We start from the raw sequence: 21,271 nt of genomic DNA, 5'->3' as shown, positions 1-21,271 counted from the left end.
AGGGAGGGTCAGGAACCGATGCTGCGGACCCGCTGGGCCTCGAGTTCCTCCGCAAGGATCGGGACACCGAGATTGCAGGCATGGATTCCGAGAACGCTGACCATCTGCAGCACGGTGAGGATCTCCTCGCGGGAGACACCGAGGTCGAGTGCAGCCCGGATGTGCCGGCGTACACCGGGGGCGTACATGTGGGTCGCAGCGGCGTCGATGGCGATGCTGAGCAGTTCCACGAATCGGGGAGTGAATACACCTCGCCGGTGGGGGAGGGCGTTCATCGCCATGAATTGCTCGGTCCACTCCGGGTCCCAATCGGACAGTTTGTCCCACAATGGGTTCCACTGTCCGTCTCGGCGCATGGCGTCCAGGGTCGGGGTCGGATCGGGTTCTGGCGTCACGCGACACTCGTTTCATGCGAAAGAAGGGGAGGTGGCAGGGTATGCATGCCGGTCCACGATTGTCGTGGTGCACATCACAATAATCGGTGTGCGACGTGCTTACTTATCCCTACGGGACACAGCTCTGTCCATTTCGGGACACTCAGGCTTCGGAGCGCTTGCGCCATTCTCGGGGAGTCATGCCGAAACGGCGGGTGAACCAACGCGAGAACCCGCTCGGGGCCGAGAACGACAACATTTCCGAGATTTCGGCGAAGGTGTGGCGCCCGCTCGTCACCAGCCGCTGGGCGAGTTCGGCCCGGGTGTCGTCGACGACCCGGGTGAAGGTCTGTCCCGATCCGGCCAGGTGCCGGTGAACGGTGCGGCGATCCACACCGAGACTCGCTGCCACCTGGTCGACCGAACAGCGCCCGGTCGGTAACAACAGTTCGACGAGCTCCCGGACCCGCCGCTCGAGCGCGGGGGTCTCGGATGCCGAGAGGTCGTCGAGGACCTGTTGCGAATAACTGCGGAGGACAGGATCGGAGAGGCGATTGGGTAGATCCAGATCGCCGGTGTATACGACGATTCCGGAATATTTGCCGTCGAAAACGAGGGGCGCGTCGAAGACGCGACGGTGCGTGCTGTCGTCGCCGGGCCGGCCGTGTTCGAAACACACCGACACGGGCCGCCAGCCGTCGCCGAGCAGATACTGCAGAAGTTGGTGGATGACGGCGACCGCAAGTTCCGTGGCCTGGCGCACGGGCACGGGTTCGCCCGGTTCGACGCGAAGCACGATCGTCGACAGCCCGTCACGCTCGGTGACGTCGATGAACAGCGCCTCGTTGTACGTGTGCTGGAAACGGATCAACATGCGCAGGGCGCTACGGGCGTTCGGTTCGTCGCGGATGGCCACGCTCAAGGGGCCGAGGGCCGAGAGGCGTCGCCGTTCGGCGAGTCTCAGCGCCAAATCCTGATGGGCGGTGACGGCAGCGGACAGTTCCAGCAAGCGGACGATCGACGCCGCCGGTACCCACCGGTCCTGCAGGTCGAGTCCGGACGGATCCAGCTCGACGCTGCGCAACAGCTCGATCGGATCGACCGAGAGCGAGCGGGCCAGTTCGACGAAACCCGTCAGTGTTGCGTAGCGCGCCAACGGCTTCGGCAGCGTCATCGCGCATCTCCTCGATCTCCCGGCGACCTGAAGGACTGTCCCCGAATGACAACGAATATGTCCCGCAGGGATAAGTATTCCGGATCTGTGCTCGTTAGTCTCGTCTTATCGGCGTCACACCCACTCTGCGCTAGCAGAACGCTCGACATCCAAGGAGAACACAGATGGCACACGCGATCCGCTTCCACGAGACGGGCGGCCCCGACGTCCTCGAATGGGAAGCCGTCGAGGTCGGCGACCCCGGCCCCGGCGAAGTGCGGATCCGGCACGAAGCCGTCGGCCTGAACTTCGCAGACACCTACTTCCGTACCGGGCTGTACCCGGCGCCGTTGCCGGCGGGAATGGGCGTCGAGGCCGCCGGTGTGATCGAGGCGGTCGGCCCCGGCGTCACCGATTTCCACGAAGGCGACCGCGTCACCTACACGGGAAGCCCGCTCGGTGCATACAGCACCGAACGAGTGATGGACGCGGCACACCTCATCGCACTGCCGGACGCGATTCCCTTCGACACCGCGGCCGCGATGACCATGCGCGGCCTGACCGCGGCGTACCTCCTGCGCCGCATCCACCCGCTCGAAGCCGGCGACACGGTCCTGCTGCACGCCGCAGCCGGGGGCGTCGGCCTGATCTTCTGCCAATGGGCGAAACGGTTGGGAATCAACGTCATCGGAACGACGTCCACTGACGAGAAGGCGGAGGTCGCTCGGTCCTACGGTTGTGCCGAGGTCATCGTCCACACCCGTGAGGACATCGCAGAACGAGTGCGCGAGCTGACCGACGGAGCCGGCGTGCCCGTCGTGTTCGACAGCGTCGGGGCCTCGACCCATCGTTCCTCGCTCGATTCCCTCGCCCGCCGAGGCCTGCTCGTCGCGTTCGGAACGGCCTCCGGCCCGATCCCACCGATCAGCGCCATGGACCTCGCGGTCAAGGGCTCGCTGTTCGTCACCCGGCCCGCGCTCGCGGACTACATCGCCGATCCGGTCGAGCGAGCCGAACTGGCGAACGAGCTGTTCGCGCAGGTCGCGGCCGGAGATATCGAGATCGAGATCAACCAGCGATACGCACTCGCCGACGCCGAACGAGCGCACCGCGACCTCGAAGCCGGCATCAGCGTCGGCTCGTCGGTGTTCTCGATCTGACCTTCGGCCCGATCCACCCCCTCACGCTCAGGAGACCGTCATGACCACCTTCGACCACGCCCACGTCCGGGACGAGACATGTCGCCGATTCTCGATGGACGTACGACCGCTGACCGGCAGCATCGGCGCAGAACTGCACGGCGTAGACCTCGCCGAGGTGGCCCGTGACGACGAACGGTTCACAGAACTGAAGGCGCTGCTGCTCGAACACAAGGTGTTGTTCTTCCGGAACCAGGAGATGAGCAGGGCCGAGCACGTCGCGCTCGCCGAGCGTTTCGGCTCGCTCGAGGACCATCCGGTACTCGGCAGCGATCCGGAACATCCCGGCCTGGTTCGCATCTACAAGGACCTCGACAGCCCACCCGAGGCGTTCGAGAACTCCTACCATTGCGATGCCACCTGGCGGGAGAACCCACCCATGGGATCGGTGCTCCGATGCGTCGAAGGTCCCGCCGTCGGTGGCGACACGATCTGGGTGAACATGGCACTCGCCTACGAGCAACTCCCGGGGCACGTGAAGGAACAGATCGCCGGGCTGTGCGCGCGTCACAGCATCGAGGCATCTTTCGGTGGGCGACTGCCGATCGACAAGCGACTCGCTCTGAAGGACCGGTTCCCGGACGCGGAGCACCCCGTCGTCCGCACCCATCCCGAAACGGGGGAGAAGGTCCTCTTCGTCAACAGCTTCACCACACACTTCACGAATTTCCATACGGCACAAAACGTCCGCTGCGGTATCGACTACGCCCCCGGGGCGGGCGAGCTGCTCCGGTACCTGCAGAGCCGGGCGACGATCCCCGAGTACCAGGTCCGGTGGCGATGGACGCCGAACAGCGTGGCGATCTGGGACAACCGGTCCACCCAGCACTACGCGGTCCAGGACTACTGGCCTGCCGTCCGGAGGATGGAGCGCGCCGGAATCGCCGGCGATCGTCCCTTCTGACCTTCGAGAACTTCCTTCCCTCATCACGCACGACCCGATCCACAGGAGACCACGATGCACTTCCACGACGATGCCTTGTTCCCCGAATGCCAGGAGAAGCTGGTCATCACCGCGGCCCCGTACGGACCCGAATGGGAGCCGGAGGATTTCCCGGAAGACCTGCCGCTGACGATGGACGAGCACGTCCAGCAGGCGGTGGACTGCTACGAGGCCGGAGCCACCGTGCTGCACATCCACGTTCGCGAACTCGACGGCAAGGGCAGCAAGCGCCTGTCGAAGTTCAACGAACTGCTCTCCCGCCTGCGCGAAGCGGTGCCGGACATGATCCTGCAGGTCGGAGGATCGATCTCCTTCGCGCCGGAAGGTGAAGGTGCCGAGGCGAAGTGGCTCTCGGACGATGTTCGGCACATGCTCGCCGAACTGGATCCCAAGCCGGACCAGGTGACCATCGCCATCAACACCAGCCAGATGAACATCATGGAGCTCATGACCGCGGACGACATCGCCGGCACCTCGATGGAGCGTCCGGAACTCGCGGTGACCTACCGGGAGATGACCGTGCCCGCCGGGCCGGAATGGGTCGAGGAGCACCTGCGACGCCTGCAGGCCGCCGGCATCCAGCCGCACTTCCAGCTGTCGTCGATCCCGCAGCTCGAGACCGTCGAACGCCTGATCCGGCGCGGCATCTACACCGGTCCGCTGAACCTGACCTGGGTGGGGATCGGCGGCGGTTTCGACGGACCGAACCCGTACAACATCATGAACTTCATCCAGCGTGTCCCGGACGGTGCCTGCCTGACACTCGAAACCCTCATGCGTTCGGTGCTGCCGGTCAACACCATGGCCATCGCCATGGGGCTGCACACCCGCTGCGGCAACGAGGACACCCTCTGGGGACGCAAGGGCGAGAAGATGACCTCGGTCGAACAGATCCGGCAACTGGTCCGTCTCGCAGACGAACTCGGCCGTGAGGTCGCCACAGGCAAGGAAGCCCGCGAGATCTACCGGATCGGCGAGACCTACCGTGACGCCGACGAGACGCTCGCGAAGCTCGGCTACGCCCCCAACCGCCGCCCGGGTCAGGTCGGCTTCACCCACCACGGCTGACACCCGGCGGCTCGCACCTGCATGGGAATGCTCCGTACGAAGGGAAGTTTCGGAGAGATGAACGACGACACCGAACCGACCGTCATCATCGTGCCCGGCCTGCGCGACCACGTCGCCGACCACTGGCAGACACTGCTCGCAGATCGGCTCGACCGGGTACGCACCGTACCTCCGCTCGACCACGACCGGCTGAGCCTGGATGCGCGAATCGCCGCGCTCGACGCGGTCGTCAGCGACGTCGACGGTCCGATCGTGCTGGTCGCGCACAGCGCCGGTGTCCTGATCACCGCGCACTGGGCTCACACATCGACCAGGCCGGTCCTCGGTGCGCTGCTCGCGACGCCGGCCGACGTCGAGAAGCCGCTACCCGAGGGGTATCCCACGATCGACGATCTCGACAGGGGCGGCTGGCTTCCGGTACCGCGTCGCCGCCTGCCCTTTCCCAGCATCCTCGCGGCGAGCAGCAACGATCCGCTCGCCGACCGGCGTCGGGTCGCGGGATTGGCAGAGGCGTGGGGCAGCCGGTTCGTCGACCTCGGTGCGGTGGGACATCTGAATCCTGCCTCCGGCTTCGGCGACTGGCCTGCCGCCGACGTCCTCCTGCGGGAGCTACTCGGGCGTCCTGCGGCAGCACCGTCCGAGATCACCTCTGTACCGTCCGAACTCTGAAAGCGAGCACGATGCTCAATCTGTCCGTTCTCCTGGAAGATTCCGCCCGCCGGTATCCCGACCGGGACGCCTTGGTGCTGGGGAACACCCGGATCGGCTACGGCGAACTCGACGCCCGAGCGAACCGGGTGGCCAACCTGTTGATCGCGCGTGGAATCGCGCCGGGCGACACCGTGGCGATGTCGATCCCCAACGTGCCGGAGTTCGTGATCGTCTACTACGGCATCCTCAAGGCCGGCGCCGTCGTGGTGCCGTTGAACATCATGCTCAAGGGGCATGAAATCGCCTACCATCTGCAGGATTCCGGCGCCCGGGCGTTCTTCTGCTCCGAAGGTGGACCCGACCTGCCTATCGGTGAATACGGTCGTGCCGGTTTCGCCGCAGCACCGAAGTGTCGCGACATGTTCGTCGTCGGCGGACTCGATGGTGCGGACAGTCTCGATACTGCGCTGGGGGAAGTATCGGATGTCCGTTCGTCGGTGGTACGTGATCCGCAGGACACGGCGGTGATCCTCTACACCAGCGGAACCACAGGAAAGCCGAAGGGAGCCTGCCTTTCCCACTCGAACATGGTGACGAACGCGCTCACCGCGAACCGTCTGTTCGACAGCAGTCCGATGTGTACCGACACGTACCTGGTGACCTTGCCGCTGTTCCACTCCTTCGGTCAGACCGTGACCATGAATGCGGGACTGTCGGTGGGAGCCACGCTGGTTCTCCTACCGCGTTTCGATGCCCGCACCGCACTGACACTGATGACCGAGCAGGACATCACCGTCTTCGCCGGGGTCCCGACGATGTACTGGGCTCTGCTCGATGCGGTGGACGAGACGGTCGACGTGCAGCGGATCGCCGCGACGATGCGCCGGGCGATCTCCGGTGGCGCCGCCCTGCCCGTCGACATCCTCACCCGCTTCTCCGAGCGCTTCGGTGTCCGGATCCTCGAGGGCTATGGACTGTCCGAGACGTCTCCGCTCGCGTTGTTCAGCGATCCGGAACGTGACCCACGTCCCGGATCGACCGGAGTCCCGGTGTGGGGAGTCGAGGCCCGCCTCGTCGACGCCGACTGGAACACCGTCACAGCTACCGACACGATCGGGGAACTCGCCCTGCGCGGACACAATGTCATGTCCGGATATCACGGCCGGCCGGATGCCACCGCCGAAGTGATGCGGGACGGTTGGCTGCGTACCGGCGACCTCGCTCGCAGGGATGCGGACGGTTTCTACTACATCGTCGATCGCGCGAAGGATCTGATCGTGCGCGGAGGCTTCAACGTCTACCCCCGAGAGATCGAGGAAGTGCTGATCACCCACGAAGCGGTGTCACTCGCGGCGGTCGTCGGCGTTCCCCACGAGGTGTACGGCGAGGAGGTCGGCGCCTTCGTCGTCCTCGAGGCCGGGGCGCAGATCACGGAAGAGGAATTGATCTCCTGGTGCCGCGACCGGATGGCGGGATACAAGTATCCGCGCTCGATCGAGATCGTCACGACGCTTCCGACGACCGCGACGGGCAAGATCCTCAAACGCGAACTCGTCGCCACGGTACGGACGAGCACGGTATCGGCAGGCGTGGTATCGGCGAGCACGACATCGACGGGTCAGGGTTCGCCGGATGTCGGGTGAGGTCGAGGTGACATCGACGCCGCAGGACGTCGTCCGGCCGGAGGCGACGCCGGTGGGTCCGCGTTCCCGCGCGGTTGCCCTCGTCGCAGGTATCGGCGCGTGCGCGGCCGGCGCTGCGATCGCGATCGTGCTCGGTCGGTTGTTTCCCGCCGTGAACCCGATGTTGATCGCGATCGTGCTCGGAGCGCTGGTGGCCAATCTGGTTCCCGTCCCGGCGTGGATCGGCCCCGGCGTGGACTTCTCGACCAAGCGGCTGCTGCGCCTCGGCATCGCCGTGCTCGGCCTCCAACTGGTCTTCCACGACATCCTCACCCTCGGGTGGGGTGTCATCGCGCTCGTCGTGGTCATCGTCGCGGCCGGGATCACCGGGACGATGTACCTGGGGCGGGTCCTCGGACTTTCGTGGACTCAGCGGGTCCTCATCTCGTGCGGATTCTCGATCTGCGGCGCCGCGGCGGTGGCTGCCGCAGACGGAGTCGTCGACGCGAAGCGCAAGGAGGTGATCACCTCGATCGCGTTGGTCGTCGTCTTCGGCACACTGATGATCCCGGGGATTCCGCTGCTGGTGGGAGTTCTGGGGATGGACGACCTGCAGTCCGGCATCCTCGCCGGTGGGTCGATCCACGAGGTCGCGCAGGTGGTCGCTGCCGGAGGCATGATCGGCGGTGGAACTCTCGCGGTCGCCACCGTGGTCAAGCTTGCCCGGGTCCTGATGCTGGCCCCGGTGATGGCATATCTGGGCGTGGTCCGCCGACGGCGCAGTCGCGAGACGGGCGTCCACGAGGACACGGTCGGCCGGCAGCCGCCTCTGGTGCCGGTGTTCGTGATCGGATTCCTGGCAGCGGTGGCGGTGCGGTCCTCCGGACTGCTTCCCGACGTCGTGCTCGAGCACGCCGCGCTCGTGCAATCAGCGCTGTTGACCACGGCCATGTTCGGGTTGGGTCTCGGGGTCCGGGTCGGACTGCTGCGCTCGATCGGGCTGCGACCGTTCGTGCTCGCTGCTGCCTCCACGCTGTGGGTGGTGCTGATCGCCCTCGTCGGTGTCCTCGTGCTGAGCTGACCCCGACCCGTACTGTCGGCATCGCCGACGCAGCGAAACATTCGGTGTCGCAGAAAATTCTGCAACGGCAAAACACTCCTCACCCGCACACGATCGTGCCAAGCTCGGAAGAGGTGGTCGGTCCTCGACCCGAGAAGTCCGTCCGGCCCGCGAGGTCGGCTGCCCGGGCGCGCAGGAACGATTGCGAGGTCGAGTCGATGGCCGAGGTACACGAATCGCACCGGGACCCGGTGCCCGCCGATTCCCGCCGGTGGGCGTGGACCGCCGTGGTGGTGCTGATCGTTGCCATCGTGCTTCCGATCGCCGAAGCCGGTCTGCGCGGTGTCGTCGCGCTGTTGCTGGTCGCGGCGGCCGGTGCAGCCCTGGCCGTTGCCGCGGCTTACTGGTTCCTCACCCACCGGGGCGTGATCCGCGGGGCCGCTCTGGCCGTGACCGTCCTCGCGCCTGTGGTCGTGATCGTCGTCTTCGCGGCGTCGGGTCACCTGTGGGTTGCGATCGCGTCGGTGCTGCTCGTCGCCGTGGCGGTCGCGTGCGGGCGCCGCGCCCTGCGGGCCGATCGCGTGAGTCCGCAGCCGGAGTTCCCGGCCGTTCCCGTGCAGCACCCGTTCTTCGTCATGAATCCACGCTCAGGCGGGGGCAAGGTCGTCCACTTCGACCTGCAGCGCAAAGCCGAGGAACTCGGCGCCGAAGTCGTGTTGCTGAGCGGACCGCAGCAACTCGACGTCACCGAACTGGCGGAGAACGCAGTCGAACGAGGAGCGGACCTGCTCGGCGTCGCGGGTGGCGACGGAACGCAGGCCCTGGTCGCCGCGGTCGCAGCGGAACACCGTCTTCCGTTCGTGGTGATCAGCGCCGGAACCCGGAACCATTTCGCCCTCGACCTCGGGCTCGACCGGGACGACCCGGCTGCGGGTCTGGACGCCCTCCGCGACGGGGTCGAACTGCGCGTCGATCTCGGCCGGATCAACGGTCGCCCGTTCGTCAACAATGCGTCCTTCGGCGTCTACGCGGAGGTGGTGCGGAGCCCGCAGTACCGTGCAGACAAGACGGCGACGGTGTTGCAGATGCTGCCGGATCTGCTCGGTGAGCAGGGTAGGCCGGGGTTGCGGGCGCGAATCGATACCGAGACCGTCGAGGGACCGCAGGCAGTCCTGGTCAGCAACGGCCCGTACACATTCGACGACCTGGCGGGACTCGGGCGAAGAGCCCGTCTGGACAGTGGGCGGCTCGGTGTCGTCGCGATCTCGGTCTCGAACGCCCGCCAGGCCGTCGGCCTGTTCCGTCGCACTCACGACCGAGGACTGTTGCAGCGCACTGCGACGGAGGTGGCCGTCGATGCGGACGTGCCGGAGATTCCCGTCGGAGTCGACGGTGAGTCGGTGATGTTGTCGACACCCGTTCGATGCACGATCTCCACCGGAGCGCTACGGGTTCGAGTTCCCCGCGACCGTCCGGGTGTGCGGCTGCCGCCGCCGAGGCCGGACTTCGCCCGGTTACGGGAAATATTGTGGCCGAATTGAATTCTTCTATCCCCGCATTCCACGTGTCCGACGCTTTCAATGGAGGGATGTGCAGATGGATGGCATATTCCGGTGATCCGGTCCTCGTGGAGGACCTGCTCTTCCGTCCGGTTCATTCGCTGATCGATCAGAGCCTGCACTCCCGGATGGGCGCGACGACCACGAACGGGGACGGCTTCGGGATCGGGTGGTATGGGGAGGGGCCGAAACCAGCGGTGTTCAAATGCATCGAACCTGCCTGGAACGAGAGGAATCTTCGGGAGATCGCCTCCCAGATCCGGACTCCGCTGTTGTTCGCGCACATCCGTGCCTCGACAGGAACTGCGGTGCAACGCAGTAATTGTCATCCCTTCCGGCACGAGAACTGGATGTGGATGCACAACGGCGCGGTGCACGGCTTCCACGTGATGAAGCGTACTCTGGCAATGGCCGTGGATCCGAGTCTCTACGACGGGATCGAAGGCTCGACCGATTCCGAGATGTTGTTCTTCCTCGCGCTGACCTTCGGTCTCACCGATGATCCGTTCACCGCTGTGGCGAAGGCTGTCGGTTTCGTGGAGGACGTCGGCGCCCGTCGCGGTGTCGAGAATCCCATGCAGGGAACGATTGCGACCACGGACGGCATCTCGGTCTGGATTTTCCGGTATTCGACGGAGCGACAGACGCGTTCGCTGTTCTACTCGGCCGACATCACGGCGGTAAGGGCGCAACATCCCGAAGTGGAGGTGTTGTACAGGCTGGGGGACGACACCCGTTTCGTGGTGTCCGAACCCCTCCGGGATCTCGAAGGGGCCTGGCTGGAGGTGCCGGAGTCGAGCGCGGGCATCATTCGGGGCAGGGAAGAGCAGTTCCGGGCGTTCGAGCCGGTTTCGCCTGTGCGATCGACCTGATCGCCACGGATTCCCCAGCGTCGATCACGATCTCACGGGTCGGCCGGACCGGTACCCGATGCGCCGAGCGCGTCGCCCGGGTTCAGCTCCACGGTATCGATCCCTGCGTGCTCGGCCCGACGGACGAACTCGGCACCGGGCCCGAAGAACAACCGGGGGCGGACGGCGTCGAGACCGATCGGCCACAGCGTGCCGTAGTGGATCGGTACGGCCAGACCCGCCTGCACCAGACGGGCGACGACAGCGGCCCGGCCGGGATCGAGGTGGCCGTCGCCGAGGGTGGGCCCCCAACCTCCGACGGGTAGCAACGCCAGATCCACGGGCCCGACATGGTCGGCGAGACCCGGGTACAGATCCGTGTCGCCGGCGAAATAGGTGCGGCGGGCTCCCTCGACGACGTACCCGACCGCCGGCGCGAGTTCCGGGCCACGGCGCCAACGGCGGCCATCGTGCCGGGCGGGCACGGTGCGCACGGTGACCGTGCCGATCCGTATTCCCTCGCCGGGACGCAACGGCACGAGGCGGTCGGCGAACCGACGCAGTGCCGGAAATCCGTCGGTGGCTCCCCAGGGGACCACGATCGGAACGTCCGGATCGAGCAACCGCAACGACCTCAGGTGGGTGTGGTCTGCGTGCAGGTGCGAGAGCAGGACGGCATCCGGGTCGTGCACGTGGGGTCCGGTAGGGGTGGGTCCCCGGCGGCGGTGCAGATGCGCGACGCGGTCGGTGAGCACCGGGTCGGTCAGGACGACCGTCCCACGGTCCTCGATCAGCGTGGTGGCATGCCCGAGCCAGCGCAGACCGGATACCGGGGCATTCACCCGCGGTGGCGTGCTCATGAACCTTACGATTCCAGACGTGGGAAGGGGCCCGCGATGCGTACGGTGGGCGGCTTGTTGCGGATACTCGTCGAGTTCCTCGTGTTGTGGGGATCGTCGGCGCTCGCGCTCGTCGTGCTCGACCGGGTCCTCGACGGCGTCACGCTCGACCGGTCCGGCTTCGCTCCGATACCGACGCTCCCGGCCGCGCTGGTACTGGCGCTGGTGTTCGGTCTGCTGAACGCAGCGCTGTGGCCGGTGATGATGCGGTTGATGTCGTGGATCGGCCCGGTATTGCTGTTCGTCGGAGTTTTCCTGGCCGGCGGTGCGATCATGCTGCTGACGCTGTACCTGGTACCGGTCGCCACGGTGGACCGTCCGGGCGATGCGATCGTGCTCGCCGCGCTGGTTTCGCTGGTCACTTCCGTCATCTCGGGCGCGATCGCCTCCCGCTCCGACACCGCCTACCGGTTGATGCAGGTGCGGCGGCACCGGTTTCGATTGCGGCGCAACGCGACGCTCGTGGGTGCACCTCCGGGGTTGCTGTGCATCCAGATCGACGGGCTCGGGTACGACGTACTGCGGCGGGCGATCGCCGACGGTGTCACGCCCCGCCTGGCGACGCTGGTGCGTGAGACCCACCGGCTGGTGCCGTGGTACACCGATTGGAGCAGTCAGACCGGAGCGACCCAACTGGGCGTGCTGCACGGTTCCAACCACAACGTGCCCGCATTCCGCTGGTACGACAAGACCACCGGGCGTATCTCCGTGTTCAGCAACCCGGCCGACAACGAACAGCGCGAACTCGAGCGGGCGGACCGGCCCGGGCTGCTCGCCCACGACGGTGCGAGCCGGGGCAACCTGTTCACCGGTGGTGCGCAGGACAACGTACTGGTCGTCAGTCGTATGCGCGGTGCCCGGCTCGGTGGGGGTGCCGGCTACAGTGCCTATTTCGCCGATCCTGCGAGCGCACTGCGCACCTTCATCAGGATGATCGCGGAACTGCAACGGGAACTTCGTCAGTCGCTGCGGCAGAAGCGGAAGGACGTCCGTCCACGGGTTCCGCGCGGCGGAATGTATCCGTTCGTCCGCGCTTTCGCGACCGTACTCGCCACCGACGTCACCGCTGCCGCAGTGGTCGGTGATCTGATCAAGGGGCGTGCCGTCGTCTATCTCGATCTGATCGGCTACGACGAGGTGTCGCACCACTCCGGGATCTCTCGGCCCGAGACACTCTCCGTGCTCGCGAAAGTCGACGACATCGTCGCGATGTTGCTCGCGGTGACGGAACAGTCCGACCGGTCCTATCACGTCGTCGTGCTCTCGGATCACGGGCAGAGCCAGGGCGCGACATTTCTGCAACGCTACGGAGAGAGCCTGGGACAACTGGTGATCCGGTTGGCTGCACGGAGCGAGTCGGCCGATCGTCACCGGCACGAGCGGAGGGCGGATACCTTTGCCCAGCCAGGAGGGGAGGGGCGCGCTTATGCCGCAGCCAGCATGCACGCCGCACCGGCCGAGGAGCAGGCGCACACCGTCGCCGGTGAACCGATCGTGCTCGGCTCGGGCAACCTCGGTCTGGTGTACTTCCCGCACCTGCCCGGCCGCGCCGACATCGACACCATCGAAGCCGCGCACCCAGGACTGCTCACCGCTCTCCGGGCGCATCCCGGAATCGGCTTCCTTCTCGTCGCCGCCCCGGGCGGATCCGTCGTGCTCGGACCTCACGGCCGGGTGGACGTGACGACCGGTGAGGTCACCGGCCGGAATCCCCTCGAGGTGATGGGTCCCGATGCGCTGGCGAAGGTCCGGCGCACCGACACCTTCGACAACGTCGCCGACATCATGGTCGGCGGTGCATACTGGCCAGAGACCGACGAGGTTGCAGCGTTCGAAGAGCAGGTCGGCTCGCACGGCGGTATGGGTGGTCCGCAAAGCACTCCGTTCCTCCTCTATCCCGCCACGCTGCCCCCACCCCCGGAGCCGCTGAAGGGCGCCGAGAACGTGCACGAGGTGCTCGCCGGGTGGCGGGATCGATCGGCGGGACCGCCCACAGCAACGACCGATCACCACGCGACGATCAGAGGTGGGTGACCGGGCCCAGGGAGAACGAAAGCTCTTCGGGACAGGAGATTTCGGTCGGTTCGGTCAGTGGTTTCGTTCGGTGTCGCGAAGGTCGACGGCGATACCGGTGGTCTTGGAGACGATCCGGCGGGCTGTTTTCATCTCGGCGGCGATCCGGTCGGTGAGGTCGGCTGCGTACACCACGACGACACCGGCCTGCCCCTGTTCGAGAGCCTCACCGAGCTCTTGGACGTCTCTGCGGTCCATCCGGTCTCCCGCATGCCCGAGCAAGGCTCCGATGCCTGTTCCACCTGCGGTGGCGCCGACGAGACCGATACCCACGGGTGGGAACAAGGCGGCCACCACCCCGACGGCCAGACCCCAGCCGAGACCGACCGCTGCCCCGTGACGAGTGGGGTGCTCGTGCTTCTCGACGAGACGGATCTTCCCGTTCTCCTCCTTGACGATGACGGATGCGTCGAAGCCGTGGGAGGGGCGTACCTCACGGTGGAGACGCTCGAGTCCCTCGAAGTCGGCCACAGCGTCCTCGATCCGGTCGTACGCTGCGGCGCTCACGGACAGGGTGCTGTTCTCGTGCTTGCTCACGTTCTACCTGCCGAGATTCGGAACCGCAGGCGGAAGAGTCGAATCGAGCATCGGGTGTCCGGTGAGCTCGCGCTTCACCGCCCTCTCGACGAGTAGCGGAACGAAGTCTCGAACTCTGCTCGTAGCGAATCGGAGGTGGACGCCGTGCACCGCACGTTCGATGTCGTCCGGAGGAACAAGCGGATATCGAATGACCAGACGTTCGATCACCTGTTGTATCTGACGGAACTCGTCGTCACCGCTCATCGGCCAAGCGTGACGTCGGCCCCGAGATCCGTCAAGGCTCGAAACGGTATCGGATGCACCGCTTTCGGGCACGATTCGGCAACACCTCTGGTACGTGGTGGCCGGTCCGCGTCCATCGCCCCGAACCGATCGTTCTCCCACGAACGCGGGATCGGAGGCGGACAATGGGTGAACGTCCGAGGGGGAACCGTGGGACACAAGACGGGGCACGAGAAGCACCGGAAGAGATCGCCGGAGAAGTCGCTCACCGCGCGTTCCGATTCCGGCGCCCTTCGTCCCCCCGGTCCACCGCAGCAGGGCGCATCGCCGGTCCGCGAACCCATGAAGAACAAGGAGTACCGTCGCCTGCTCCGTCCGCTGCACGCCGAACTCGTCGCCGTGCAGGACTGGGTGAGATCGTCCGGAGTTCGTATCTGCATCCTGTTCGAGGGCCGCGACACCGCAGGTAAGGGTGGTGTCATCAAGGCGATCACGGAACGAGTGAGTCCCAGGGTCTTCCGCGTCGTCGCGCTGCCCGCACCCACGGAGCGTGAACGGTCTCAGATGTACATCCAGCGCTACGTACCCCACCTGCCGGCCGGAGGTGAGGTCGTGATCTTCGATCGCAGTTGGTACAACCGCGCCGGCGTCGAACGAGTGATGGACTTCTGCACGGAGGAGGAGGCACAGCATTTCCTCCAGATGATCCCGACGGTCGAACGCGCGATCGTGGACTCCGGCATCATCCTTCTGAAGTACTGGCTGGAAGTGAGCCCGGAGCAACAGACGCTGCGCTTGCAGAGTCGCATCGACGATCCTCGTAAGACCTGGAAGCTGTCGGATCTGGATCTGGAGTCGTACACACGCTGGTACGACTACTCCCGGGCACGGGACGAGATGTTCCACTTCACGGATACCGGTTGGGCTCCCTGGTATGTCGTCGACAACGACGACAAGAAACGTGGTCGGCTCAACGTCATCGCCCATCTGCTCGACCGGATCCCCTACGAGCCGCTCGAGCGCCCCGATCTGGTTCTGCCGCAGCGGCAGGACGCCGATGGGTACACGGCACCAACCCAGCCTCTTCACTGGATACCCACGCTCTACTGAGGCTCTTCCGGTAGGGAAGGACGAACCGCGATGGCCACTACGAGATCCGGACCGGACCGAGCGAAGCATTTCGTCCCCGGTCGGGAAGAACCGTCCTGGTATGCCACAGACGCCGCCGACGTGATCGCAGCGCTGTCCTCCGACGAACGATCCGGTCTCACCACGGCAGAGGCGGACGAACGTCGCCGACGCTTCGGACCCAATACGATCGTGTCCGAACCCGCACCGTCCACGTGGACGGTCGCACTGCGGCAGGTACGGGATCCGATGAACCTGATGCTGATCACCGTGACGGCGGTCAGCATCGTGATCGGGGAGATCTCCACCGCACTCGTCGTCGTCGTCCTGGTCGCACTCAATGTGGTGCTGGGCACGCGGCAGGAAGTGAAGGCCCGTGCGAGCGTGGACGCCCTCGCGAGAATGCAGACTCCGCAGGCGCGAACGATCCGCGACGGAGTGTTGAGCGAGATCGGGGCCACCGACCTGGTGCCCGGCGACATCGTGCAACTCGAAGCCGGCGACCTCGTGCCCGCGGACGGACGTGTGATCACGTCGGCGACGCTCGAGACGCAGGAAGCAGCGCTCACCGGAGAAAGTGCACCCGTTCCGAAGGACCCCGCGACCCTTCCCGTCGGTGACGTGCCCTTGGGCGATCGCTCCGACATGCTGTTCCAGAACACATCCGTCACTCGTGGTACCGCCAGGATGGTGGTGACGGAAACGGGCATGGACACAGAAATGGGCCGGATCGCGTCGATGCTCTCGGCCGTTGCTCCGAGCAAGTCACCGCTGCAACGCGAACTCGACTCGCTGACCCGGCTGCTCGGGGTCATCGCGTGGACCGCGGTTGCCGTCATCGTCGTCATCGGCGTGATCCGCGGGCAGGATCTGACCACGGTGCTGTTGCTGGGCATCGCCATGGGGGTGTCGGCGATCCCGACCGGCCTGCCGACCTTCGTGCAGGCGATGCTCGCTTTCGGTGCCCGGCAGCTCGCCGAAGCGAAGGCCGTCGTCAAGAACCTTTCCGATGTCGAGACCCTCGGTGCCACGAACGCGGTCAACTCGGACAAGACCGGTACGCTCACGATGAACCAGATGACCGTGCGCTCGTTGTATTTCCACACCCGGTGGTACACCGTGGACGGTGAGGGATACAGCAAGACCGGGCGGATCACGCGTGCCGCCGGCGACGAGCTGCCCGACTTCACTCTTCTCGCATACGGATTGTGCCTCGACAGCGATGCCACGGTGTCCGACAGCGGAGTGGTTGTCGGAGATCCCACCGAGGCGGCTCTGGTCGTGCTGGCCGCCAAACTCGGCATCGACGCCCCGCTCACCCGCCGGTCGTACCCCCGCATCGCCGAAGTGCCGTTCGACTCCGCGTACAAGTTCATGGCGACGTTCCATCACCTTCCGGTCGACGGAGCCACGCGATTGGTCGAACTCGTCAAAGGTGCCCCGGACGTGATTCTGGCACTGTGCAGCACCGCCTATCGCCCCGGGCGACACGCGGTTCCACTCGACGAGGCTCGTGACGAACTCGTCGCCGCGAACCGGACTCTGTCCGAGAAGGGGCTGCGGGTGCTGGCGTTCGCGGCCCGCATCGTCGACGGGCAGGAGGAGGTGGTCCGGGCAGACCCGATGTCCTTCGTGGACGATCTCACCTTCGTCGGGATGGTCGGCATCATCGACCCACTCCGGCCCGAGGCGGTCGAGGCGGTACGAACCGCGCACGCGGCAGGTATCGATGTCCGCATGATCACCGGTGATCATGCGATCACAGCGTCCGCGATCGGAGCCGAACTCGGTCTCGGCCCAGGGGTCGTCAGCGGACCCGACCTCCGAGCGATGTCCGACGAGGCTCTGGCGGCGGAGCTTCCGAACCTGCACGTGTTCGGCCGTGTCACTCCCCAGGACAAGCTCCGCCTCGTCGATCTCATGCAGAAGGAGGGCGCGGTCGTCGCGATGACCGGAGACGCCGTCAACGACGCCGCAGCGCTGAAGAAGGCCGACATCGGAGTTGCGATGGGATCGGGCAGCGAAGTGACGAAGCAGGCCGGGAGAATCGTGCTGACCGACGACAACTTCGGAACGCTGGTCACTGCGATCCGGCTGGGGCGAAACATCTACGAGAAGATCGTGTCGTACATCCGGTACCAGATGTCGAAGCTGTTGTCGCTCGTTCTGCTCTTCCTCGTCGCGAGCATCTTCGACATCAACGACGGCGTCGCCCTGACCCCGTTGATGGTGTTGTTCCAGCACTTCTTCATCACGTTGTTCCCGGTCGCCGTCATCATGCTCGACCCGCCTTCACCGGATCTCATGAGCAAGCCGCCTCGTGACCCGAATACACCCATCGCAAACAGAGCCGCTTTCGTGCAGTGGACGGTCTACGGAACCCTTCAATTCGCCGTGGCTCTCGCGGCCCTGCTCCTCGCCCCGGGCGAAATGAGCACGACCGAACCGTCGGTGCCGATGACGACCGCCTTCGTCGTGCTGTCGTTCGGCTCCGTTCTCGCCGGATTGTCCATGCGGCGCGATCCCGAATCCGGATTCGCCGCGCCGATCGTGGGCGCCCTCCGGATCCTGTCGATTCCGGTGGTGGTCACCGTGCTCGCCGTCGAGTCGGACTTCCTGCAGGACCTTCTCATGACGACGTCGCTGACGGGCGCTCAATGGCTGGTCTGCATCGGTTGGTCGGTGATCGTTCCGGTCGTCGTGGAAGCGGAGAAGGCGATCCGGCGTCACCGACACACACCGGACCTGTCGATCCCCGCGCCGGTGGCGGTTGCTCCTGCGCGTGCTCACTGAGGCCGGGTCATGTCACGAATCCAGGGCTTGGGGGCGCTTCCCGGAATCGCAACAGCTCGTGCCTATCGCCGGGAGTGGCTGCGTCCGGACATCACTGCCGGTCTCGTCCTCACCGCACTGCTCATCCCTGCCGGAATGGGCTACGCGGAAGCGGCGGGTCTGCCTGCCTATGCCGGCCTCTATGCAACCATCGTTCCTCTCTTGGCCTATGCGGTGGTCGGCCCGTCGAAGATCCTCGTCCTGGGCCCGGACTCGTCGCTCGCTCCGCTCATCGCAGCGGCCGTCCTTCCGCTCGCCGTCGCAGACGATCCGGAGAGCGCCTTGGTCTTCGCCGGGGTACTCGGTGTGCTCGTCGGCGTGATCCTGCTCGTCGGAGGATTCCTCCGTCTCGGCTTCGTCACCGAACTGCTGTCCAAACCGATCCGGCTGGGTTACCTGAACGCCATCGCACTCGTCGTGATCGTCGGACAACTTCCGAAACTGCTCGGCTTCTCGGTCGACGCGCCCGGCCTCCTGGGGGAGATCCGAGAGATCGGGGAAACCGTGGTAGGTGGTGGGATCGACCCGGTCGCAGCCGGTATCGGGCTCGCCTCGCTCGCGGTCATCGTGGGTTTCCGATTGTGGTTGTCGCGGATACCGGGAGTCCTGGTCGCGGTCGTCGGAGCGATCGTGGCCTCCGCTGCGCTGGATCTCACCGACGACATCGGAATGGTCGGCGCGCTGCCCGAGGGACTCCCGCTCCCGTCGTTCGGCGGGGTCGAGTGGTCGGACGTCGCCCGTCTCGTCGGACCTGCAGCCGGTATCGCGCTGATCGCTTTCGCCGACACCGGAGTGCTCTCCCGCACCTTCGCCGCGCGACGGGGTGAGAACGTGAACGGGAGCACGGAGATGAAAGCGGTGGGTGTCGCCAACATCGCCGGAGGACTCTTCGGAGGGTTCCCGATCTCCGCAAGCGGATCTCGGACGCCGGTCGCCGAGCAGAGCGGCGCGCGAACCCAATTCGCGTGTGTCGTGGGAGCGGTCGCCGTTCTCGTCTTCGTTCTCGTCGCTCCGGGGTTGACCACCTATCTACCCGATGCGACTCTCGGTGCTGTAGTGATCGTCGCCGCCACGGCCCTGGTGGACGTCCGGGGCATGGTCCGGATGTGGAGGATGAGCTCGGTGGAGTTCGGGCTGGCCGTCGCGGCCTTCCTCGGGGTCGCTCTGGTGGGCGTGCTGCAGGGCATCGTCGTCGCGATCGGTCTGTCCTTCGTCTCGGTGGTCGCGCGCGCCTGGCAGCCGTATCGCACCGAGCTCGTGCGGACCGCCGATCGTCCGGGATTCCACGACGTAGAACGTCATCCCGAGGGCAGTCGTATCCCGGGTCTGGTGATCGTCCGGTTCGACGCCCCGCTGTTCTTCGCCAACGGGGAGATCTTCGATCAGTACGTGCGGTCGGTGGTGGCCCGAACCGAAGCGCCGGTCGAATGGGTGGTCATCGCGGCCGAACCGATCACGGGACTGGACACGACCGCCGTCGACGAGCTCGTCGACCTCGACACCTATCTGGAGGGCAACGGCATCCGCCTCGTGTTCGCCGAGATGAAGGGGCCGATCAAGGACCGGCTCATCAGATTCGGGGTCGGGGACAGGTTCGACCCGACTCGCTTCCATCCGACCGTCGAGGACGCGGTGAACGCCTTCATCGGCAGGACCGGTCGAAGCGACGATCAGATCGTCGGCTGATCCTCGATCGTCGGTCGGTCCTCGACGGTACGGGCGGGCCTGATCACCAGTTCCAGGACCAGCAGCGCCAGTACCGCACCCAGCACGATGAGCGCGACCACGAGCCCGGTCGGGTAGCGCCAGAACATCACGAGCAGTGCAGCCACTCCGATGACGACCGCCCGGATCGCGACGCGGGCACGGAAGGCCGCTTCTTCGAACGCATTCGGCGGGCGGGGCCGACGTAGCCGCTGGACGGCACCGAGGCTGCGGCCGAACCCACGCCGAACGGTCCGGGCGGAGGACGAGCCACCGGTGAGGTAGGCACCGAGAGCGATCACCAGTCCGAGCACCGCGACCGCCCGAAGGCTGGTCCGCAGCGGCATCAGCACGGCATCGATGATGGCTGCTGCCGCCTCCGGCGACAGGACGTCGGGCGGGACATCGTCGAGATACAGCGACCGGACGATGATGAGCGCGACCGCCAGAACGAACATTCCTACGACCAGTGCGAGGCCGACGAAGGCGAGTGCGCGTAGGCGACGGCCCGGCGGCGCGACGGCGACTGCGCCGGCAGCAGCGGCGAGGGTGATCCAGGGCAGCACATCCGAAATGTTGTCGAGAGTGTTCACGGCTCGCTGCGCCCGGACCAGTTCCGGTGATCGGAACAGGACCAACTGCTTGTCGACACTCGGGATCTTCTCCGCGAACGTGAAACCGCGGTCGAGGAGACGGCCCTTCACGTTGTCGATCACCGTGCCGAGCGAGATGCTCACCGTGCCCGAATCGTCGACCGTCACCGACGACGGCCCGACGTTGCCGGTCACCACCGCGACCAATGCGTTGTGGGCGGCGCGGTGGGCCTGGATCCACAGATCCTCGAACTGCTCGCTCTGCACCAGTGACAACACCGTCTCGTTGACGAAGTTCCGCGCCTGTCCGGTGATCACCGGTGCCAGTCCCTCGACGGCGCGGTCGACGCGCGGCGCGTTCTCTGTGGCCGGAACGGCGTCGGTGAGAGCGACCAGAGCGTCGGTCGTCAGACCTTCGACGTCGACGCGTGTGAAGATCTCGTCGGTGACGGAATTCGCGATCTGCGTCTGGATGGCGGGGTTCGAGCCCAGCGGGGCGACGGTTGTCACGTACCGGTCGGTGTCGAGGATCTCGCTGCGCACGAACCGTGCGGTGACCGAGAGGACGGCCAGGACCGCGACCAGCACGGCGAGCAGTGCAAGGGCAGCCCAGCGCCAGCCGTGTCTCGCAGGCCGCGGCTCGGGAACGGGCTCCACCCCGACAGTGGCTCGTTCGCGAAGCGTGGCGACTTCCGCACGCAACCGATCGAGTTCGGCGCGCTCGTCGTCGTCCAGTCGGTCGGGTCGGGGACCTTCACCGCCTGTGCCGATGTTTGTGGTCATCCCTGCATCGCCCCCTT

18 protein-coding genes are annotated in these 21,271 nt (G+C 66.1%); 12 read left to right on the top strand and 6 right to left on the bottom strand.

Annotation, left to right across the window (positions count from 1 at the left end; translation table 11 throughout):
* Positions 1–8: 8 nt before the first annotated feature.
* Positions 9–356 carry a carboxymuconolactone decarboxylase family protein gene (locus tag M3330_RS07110; protein WP_255028853.1) on the bottom strand — a complete coding sequence of 116 codons (348 nt, stop codon included), beginning with the start codon at positions 354–356 and terminating at the stop codon, positions 9–11.
* A gap of 181 nt (positions 357–537) precedes the next feature.
* A complete protein-coding gene (locus M3330_RS07105) occupies positions 538–1,548 on the bottom strand; it encodes an AraC family transcriptional regulator (RefSeq protein ID WP_255027992.1) in 1,011 nt (336 codons plus the stop codon).
* 164 nt (positions 1,549–1,712) lie between these two features.
* Here M3330_RS07105 and M3330_RS07100 point away from each other — a divergent pair, with 164 nt between their 5' ends.
* The 8 genes from M3330_RS07100 to M3330_RS07065 all read left to right on the top strand — a co-directional run bounded on the left by M3330_RS07100 (position 1,713) and on the right by M3330_RS07065 (position 10,501).
* Positions 1,713–2,687, top strand: coding sequence for a quinone oxidoreductase (locus M3330_RS07100; protein WP_039587511.1), 975 nt, complete (start codon positions 1,713–1,715; stop codon positions 2,685–2,687).
* A 94-nt stretch (positions 2,688–2,781) separates the two neighbouring features.
* Positions 2,782–3,630: a TauD/TfdA family dioxygenase gene (locus M3330_RS07095; RefSeq protein ID WP_200886536.1), complete on the top strand. Its 849-nt coding sequence runs from the start codon at positions 2,782–2,784 to the stop codon at positions 3,628–3,630.
* Positions 3,631–3,684: 54 nt separating this feature from the next.
* Positions 3,685–4,737: a 3-keto-5-aminohexanoate cleavage protein gene (locus tag M3330_RS07090; protein WP_039587506.1), complete on the top strand. Its 1,053-nt coding sequence runs from the start codon at positions 3,685–3,687 to the stop codon at positions 4,735–4,737.
* A gap of 57 nt (positions 4,738–4,794) precedes the next feature.
* The gene (locus M3330_RS07085) at positions 4,795–5,406 is read left to right on the top strand and encodes an alpha/beta hydrolase (RefSeq protein ID WP_255027987.1); all 612 of its coding nucleotides are present in this window, start codon (positions 4,795–4,797) and stop codon (positions 5,404–5,406) included.
* An 11-nt stretch (positions 5,407–5,417) separates the two neighbouring features.
* The gene (locus M3330_RS07080) at positions 5,418–7,031 is read left to right on the top strand and encodes a long-chain fatty acid--CoA ligase (protein ID WP_255027985.1); all 1,614 of its coding nucleotides are present in this window, start codon (positions 5,418–5,420) and stop codon (positions 7,029–7,031) included.
* Positions 7,021–8,091: a YeiH family protein gene (locus M3330_RS07075; protein WP_255027983.1), complete on the top strand. Its 1,071-nt coding sequence runs from the start codon at positions 7,021–7,023 to the stop codon at positions 8,089–8,091. Before M3330_RS07080 ends, M3330_RS07075 begins: the two co-directional genes overlap by 11 nt.
* A gap of 197 nt (positions 8,092–8,288) precedes the next feature.
* On the top strand, positions 8,289–9,611 hold the full coding sequence (locus tag M3330_RS07070; RefSeq protein ID WP_255027981.1) for a diacylglycerol kinase family protein: 1,323 nt from the start codon (positions 8,289–8,291) through the stop codon (positions 9,609–9,611).
* 59 nt (positions 9,612–9,670) lie between these two features.
* A complete protein-coding gene (locus tag M3330_RS07065) occupies positions 9,671–10,501 on the top strand; it encodes a class II glutamine amidotransferase (RefSeq protein ID WP_255027979.1) in 831 nt (276 codons plus the stop codon).
* Positions 10,502–10,533: 32 nt separating this feature from the next.
* Here the strand turns inward: M3330_RS07065 and M3330_RS07060 are convergent, their stop codons facing one another.
* Positions 10,534–11,340, bottom strand: a complete 807-nt coding sequence (locus M3330_RS07060; RefSeq protein ID WP_039587496.1) for an MBL fold metallo-hydrolase — start codon at positions 11,338–11,340, stop codon at positions 10,534–10,536.
* 36 nt (positions 11,341–11,376) lie between these two features.
* Between M3330_RS07060 and M3330_RS07055 the strand changes: the two genes are divergently transcribed.
* Positions 11,377–13,413: a phage holin family protein gene (locus M3330_RS07055; protein WP_039587494.1), complete on the top strand. Its 2,037-nt coding sequence runs from the start codon at positions 11,377–11,379 to the stop codon at positions 13,411–13,413.
* Between the two features lie 54 nt (positions 13,414–13,467).
* On the opposite strand, the gene M3330_RS07050 is transcribed toward M3330_RS07055, so the two are convergent.
* Both M3330_RS07050 and M3330_RS24460 read right to left on the bottom strand, forming a co-directional pair.
* Entirely contained in the window at positions 13,468–13,989 is a 522-nt protein-coding gene (locus tag M3330_RS07050) for a DUF1269 domain-containing protein (RefSeq protein ID WP_052227408.1), read from the bottom strand.
* A gap of 3 nt (positions 13,990–13,992) precedes the next feature.
* Positions 13,993–14,235: a three-helix bundle dimerization domain-containing protein gene (locus M3330_RS24460; protein ID WP_039587493.1), complete on the bottom strand. Its 243-nt coding sequence runs from the start codon at positions 14,233–14,235 to the stop codon at positions 13,993–13,995.
* A gap of 189 nt (positions 14,236–14,424) precedes the next feature.
* Here M3330_RS24460 and ppk2 point away from each other — a divergent pair, with 189 nt between their 5' ends.
* Genes ppk2 through M3330_RS07035 form a run of 3 tightly spaced genes read left to right on the top strand, consistent with a single transcriptional unit; the run spans position 14,425 to position 19,860 of the window.
* Positions 14,425–15,324 (top strand): polyphosphate kinase 2, encoded by a 900-nt coding sequence (ppk2, locus tag M3330_RS07045; RefSeq protein WP_039587491.1) that lies wholly within the window; start codon positions 14,425–14,427, stop codon positions 15,322–15,324.
* A 30-nt stretch (positions 15,325–15,354) separates the two neighbouring features.
* A complete protein-coding gene (locus M3330_RS07040) occupies positions 15,355–18,135 on the top strand; it encodes a cation-transporting P-type ATPase (RefSeq protein ID WP_255027974.1) in 2,781 nt (926 codons plus the stop codon).
* 9 nt (positions 18,136–18,144) lie between these two features.
* On the top strand, positions 18,145–19,860 hold the full coding sequence (locus tag M3330_RS07035; protein ID WP_039587489.1) for a SulP family inorganic anion transporter: 1,716 nt from the start codon (positions 18,145–18,147) through the stop codon (positions 19,858–19,860).
* Here M3330_RS07035 and M3330_RS07030 read toward each other — a convergent pair.
* Positions 19,845–21,254: a hypothetical protein gene (locus M3330_RS07030; protein ID WP_219129994.1), complete on the bottom strand. Its 1,410-nt coding sequence runs from the start codon at positions 21,252–21,254 to the stop codon at positions 19,845–19,847. The two genes, M3330_RS07035 and M3330_RS07030, sit on opposite strands and share 16 nt — an antisense overlap.
* Positions 21,255–21,271 lie beyond the last annotated feature (17 nt).

Origin of the sequence: Rhodococcus sp. GA1, assembly GCF_024321955.1 — a bacterium.
In the GTDB taxonomy this organism is placed as follows: Bacteria; Actinomycetota; Actinomycetes; order Mycobacteriales; family Mycobacteriaceae; genus Rhodococcus; species Rhodococcus pyridinivorans.
Note: the sequence above shows the minus strand (reverse complement) of the source record. Positions and strands in the feature narration are given on the sequence as shown.

Coding starts and splice junctions, on each gene's coding strand:
- M3330_RS07110 (WP_255028853.1), bottom strand. CDS start 356: ATGCGCCGAGACGGACAGTGGAACCCATTGTGGGACAAACTGTCCGAT.
- M3330_RS07105 (WP_255027992.1), bottom strand. CDS start 1,548: ATGACGCTGCCGAAGCCGTTGGCGCGCTACGCAACACTGACGGGTTTC.
- M3330_RS07100 (WP_039587511.1), top strand. CDS start 1,713: ATGGCACACGCGATCCGCTTCCACGAGACGGGCGGCCCCGACGTCCTC.
- M3330_RS07095 (WP_200886536.1), top strand. CDS start 2,782: ATGGACGTACGACCGCTGACCGGCAGCATCGGCGCAGAACTGCACGGC.
- M3330_RS07090 (WP_039587506.1), top strand. CDS start 3,685: ATGCACTTCCACGACGATGCCTTGTTCCCCGAATGCCAGGAGAAGCTG.
- M3330_RS07085 (WP_255027987.1), top strand. CDS start 4,795: ATGAACGACGACACCGAACCGACCGTCATCATCGTGCCCGGCCTGCGC.
- M3330_RS07080 (WP_255027985.1), top strand. CDS start 5,418: ATGCTCAATCTGTCCGTTCTCCTGGAAGATTCCGCCCGCCGGTATCCC.
- M3330_RS07075 (WP_255027983.1), top strand. CDS start 7,021: ATGTCGGGTGAGGTCGAGGTGACATCGACGCCGCAGGACGTCGTCCGG.
- M3330_RS07070 (WP_255027981.1), top strand. CDS start 8,289: ATGGCCGAGGTACACGAATCGCACCGGGACCCGGTGCCCGCCGATTCC.
- M3330_RS07065 (WP_255027979.1), top strand. CDS start 9,671: ATGGCATATTCCGGTGATCCGGTCCTCGTGGAGGACCTGCTCTTCCGT.
- M3330_RS07060 (WP_039587496.1), bottom strand. CDS start 11,340: ATGAGCACGCCACCGCGGGTGAATGCCCCGGTATCCGGTCTGCGCTGG.
- M3330_RS07055 (WP_039587494.1), top strand. CDS start 11,377: ATGCGTACGGTGGGCGGCTTGTTGCGGATACTCGTCGAGTTCCTCGTG.
- M3330_RS24460 (WP_039587493.1), bottom strand. CDS start 14,235: ATGAGCGGTGACGACGAGTTCCGTCAGATACAACAGGTGATCGAACGT.
- M3330_RS07040 (WP_255027974.1), top strand. CDS start 15,355: ATGGCCACTACGAGATCCGGACCGGACCGAGCGAAGCATTTCGTCCCC.
- M3330_RS07035 (WP_039587489.1), top strand. CDS start 18,145: ATGTCACGAATCCAGGGCTTGGGGGCGCTTCCCGGAATCGCAACAGCT.
- M3330_RS07030 (WP_219129994.1), bottom strand. CDS start 21,254: ATGACCACAAACATCGGCACAGGCGGTGAAGGTCCCCGACCCGACCGA.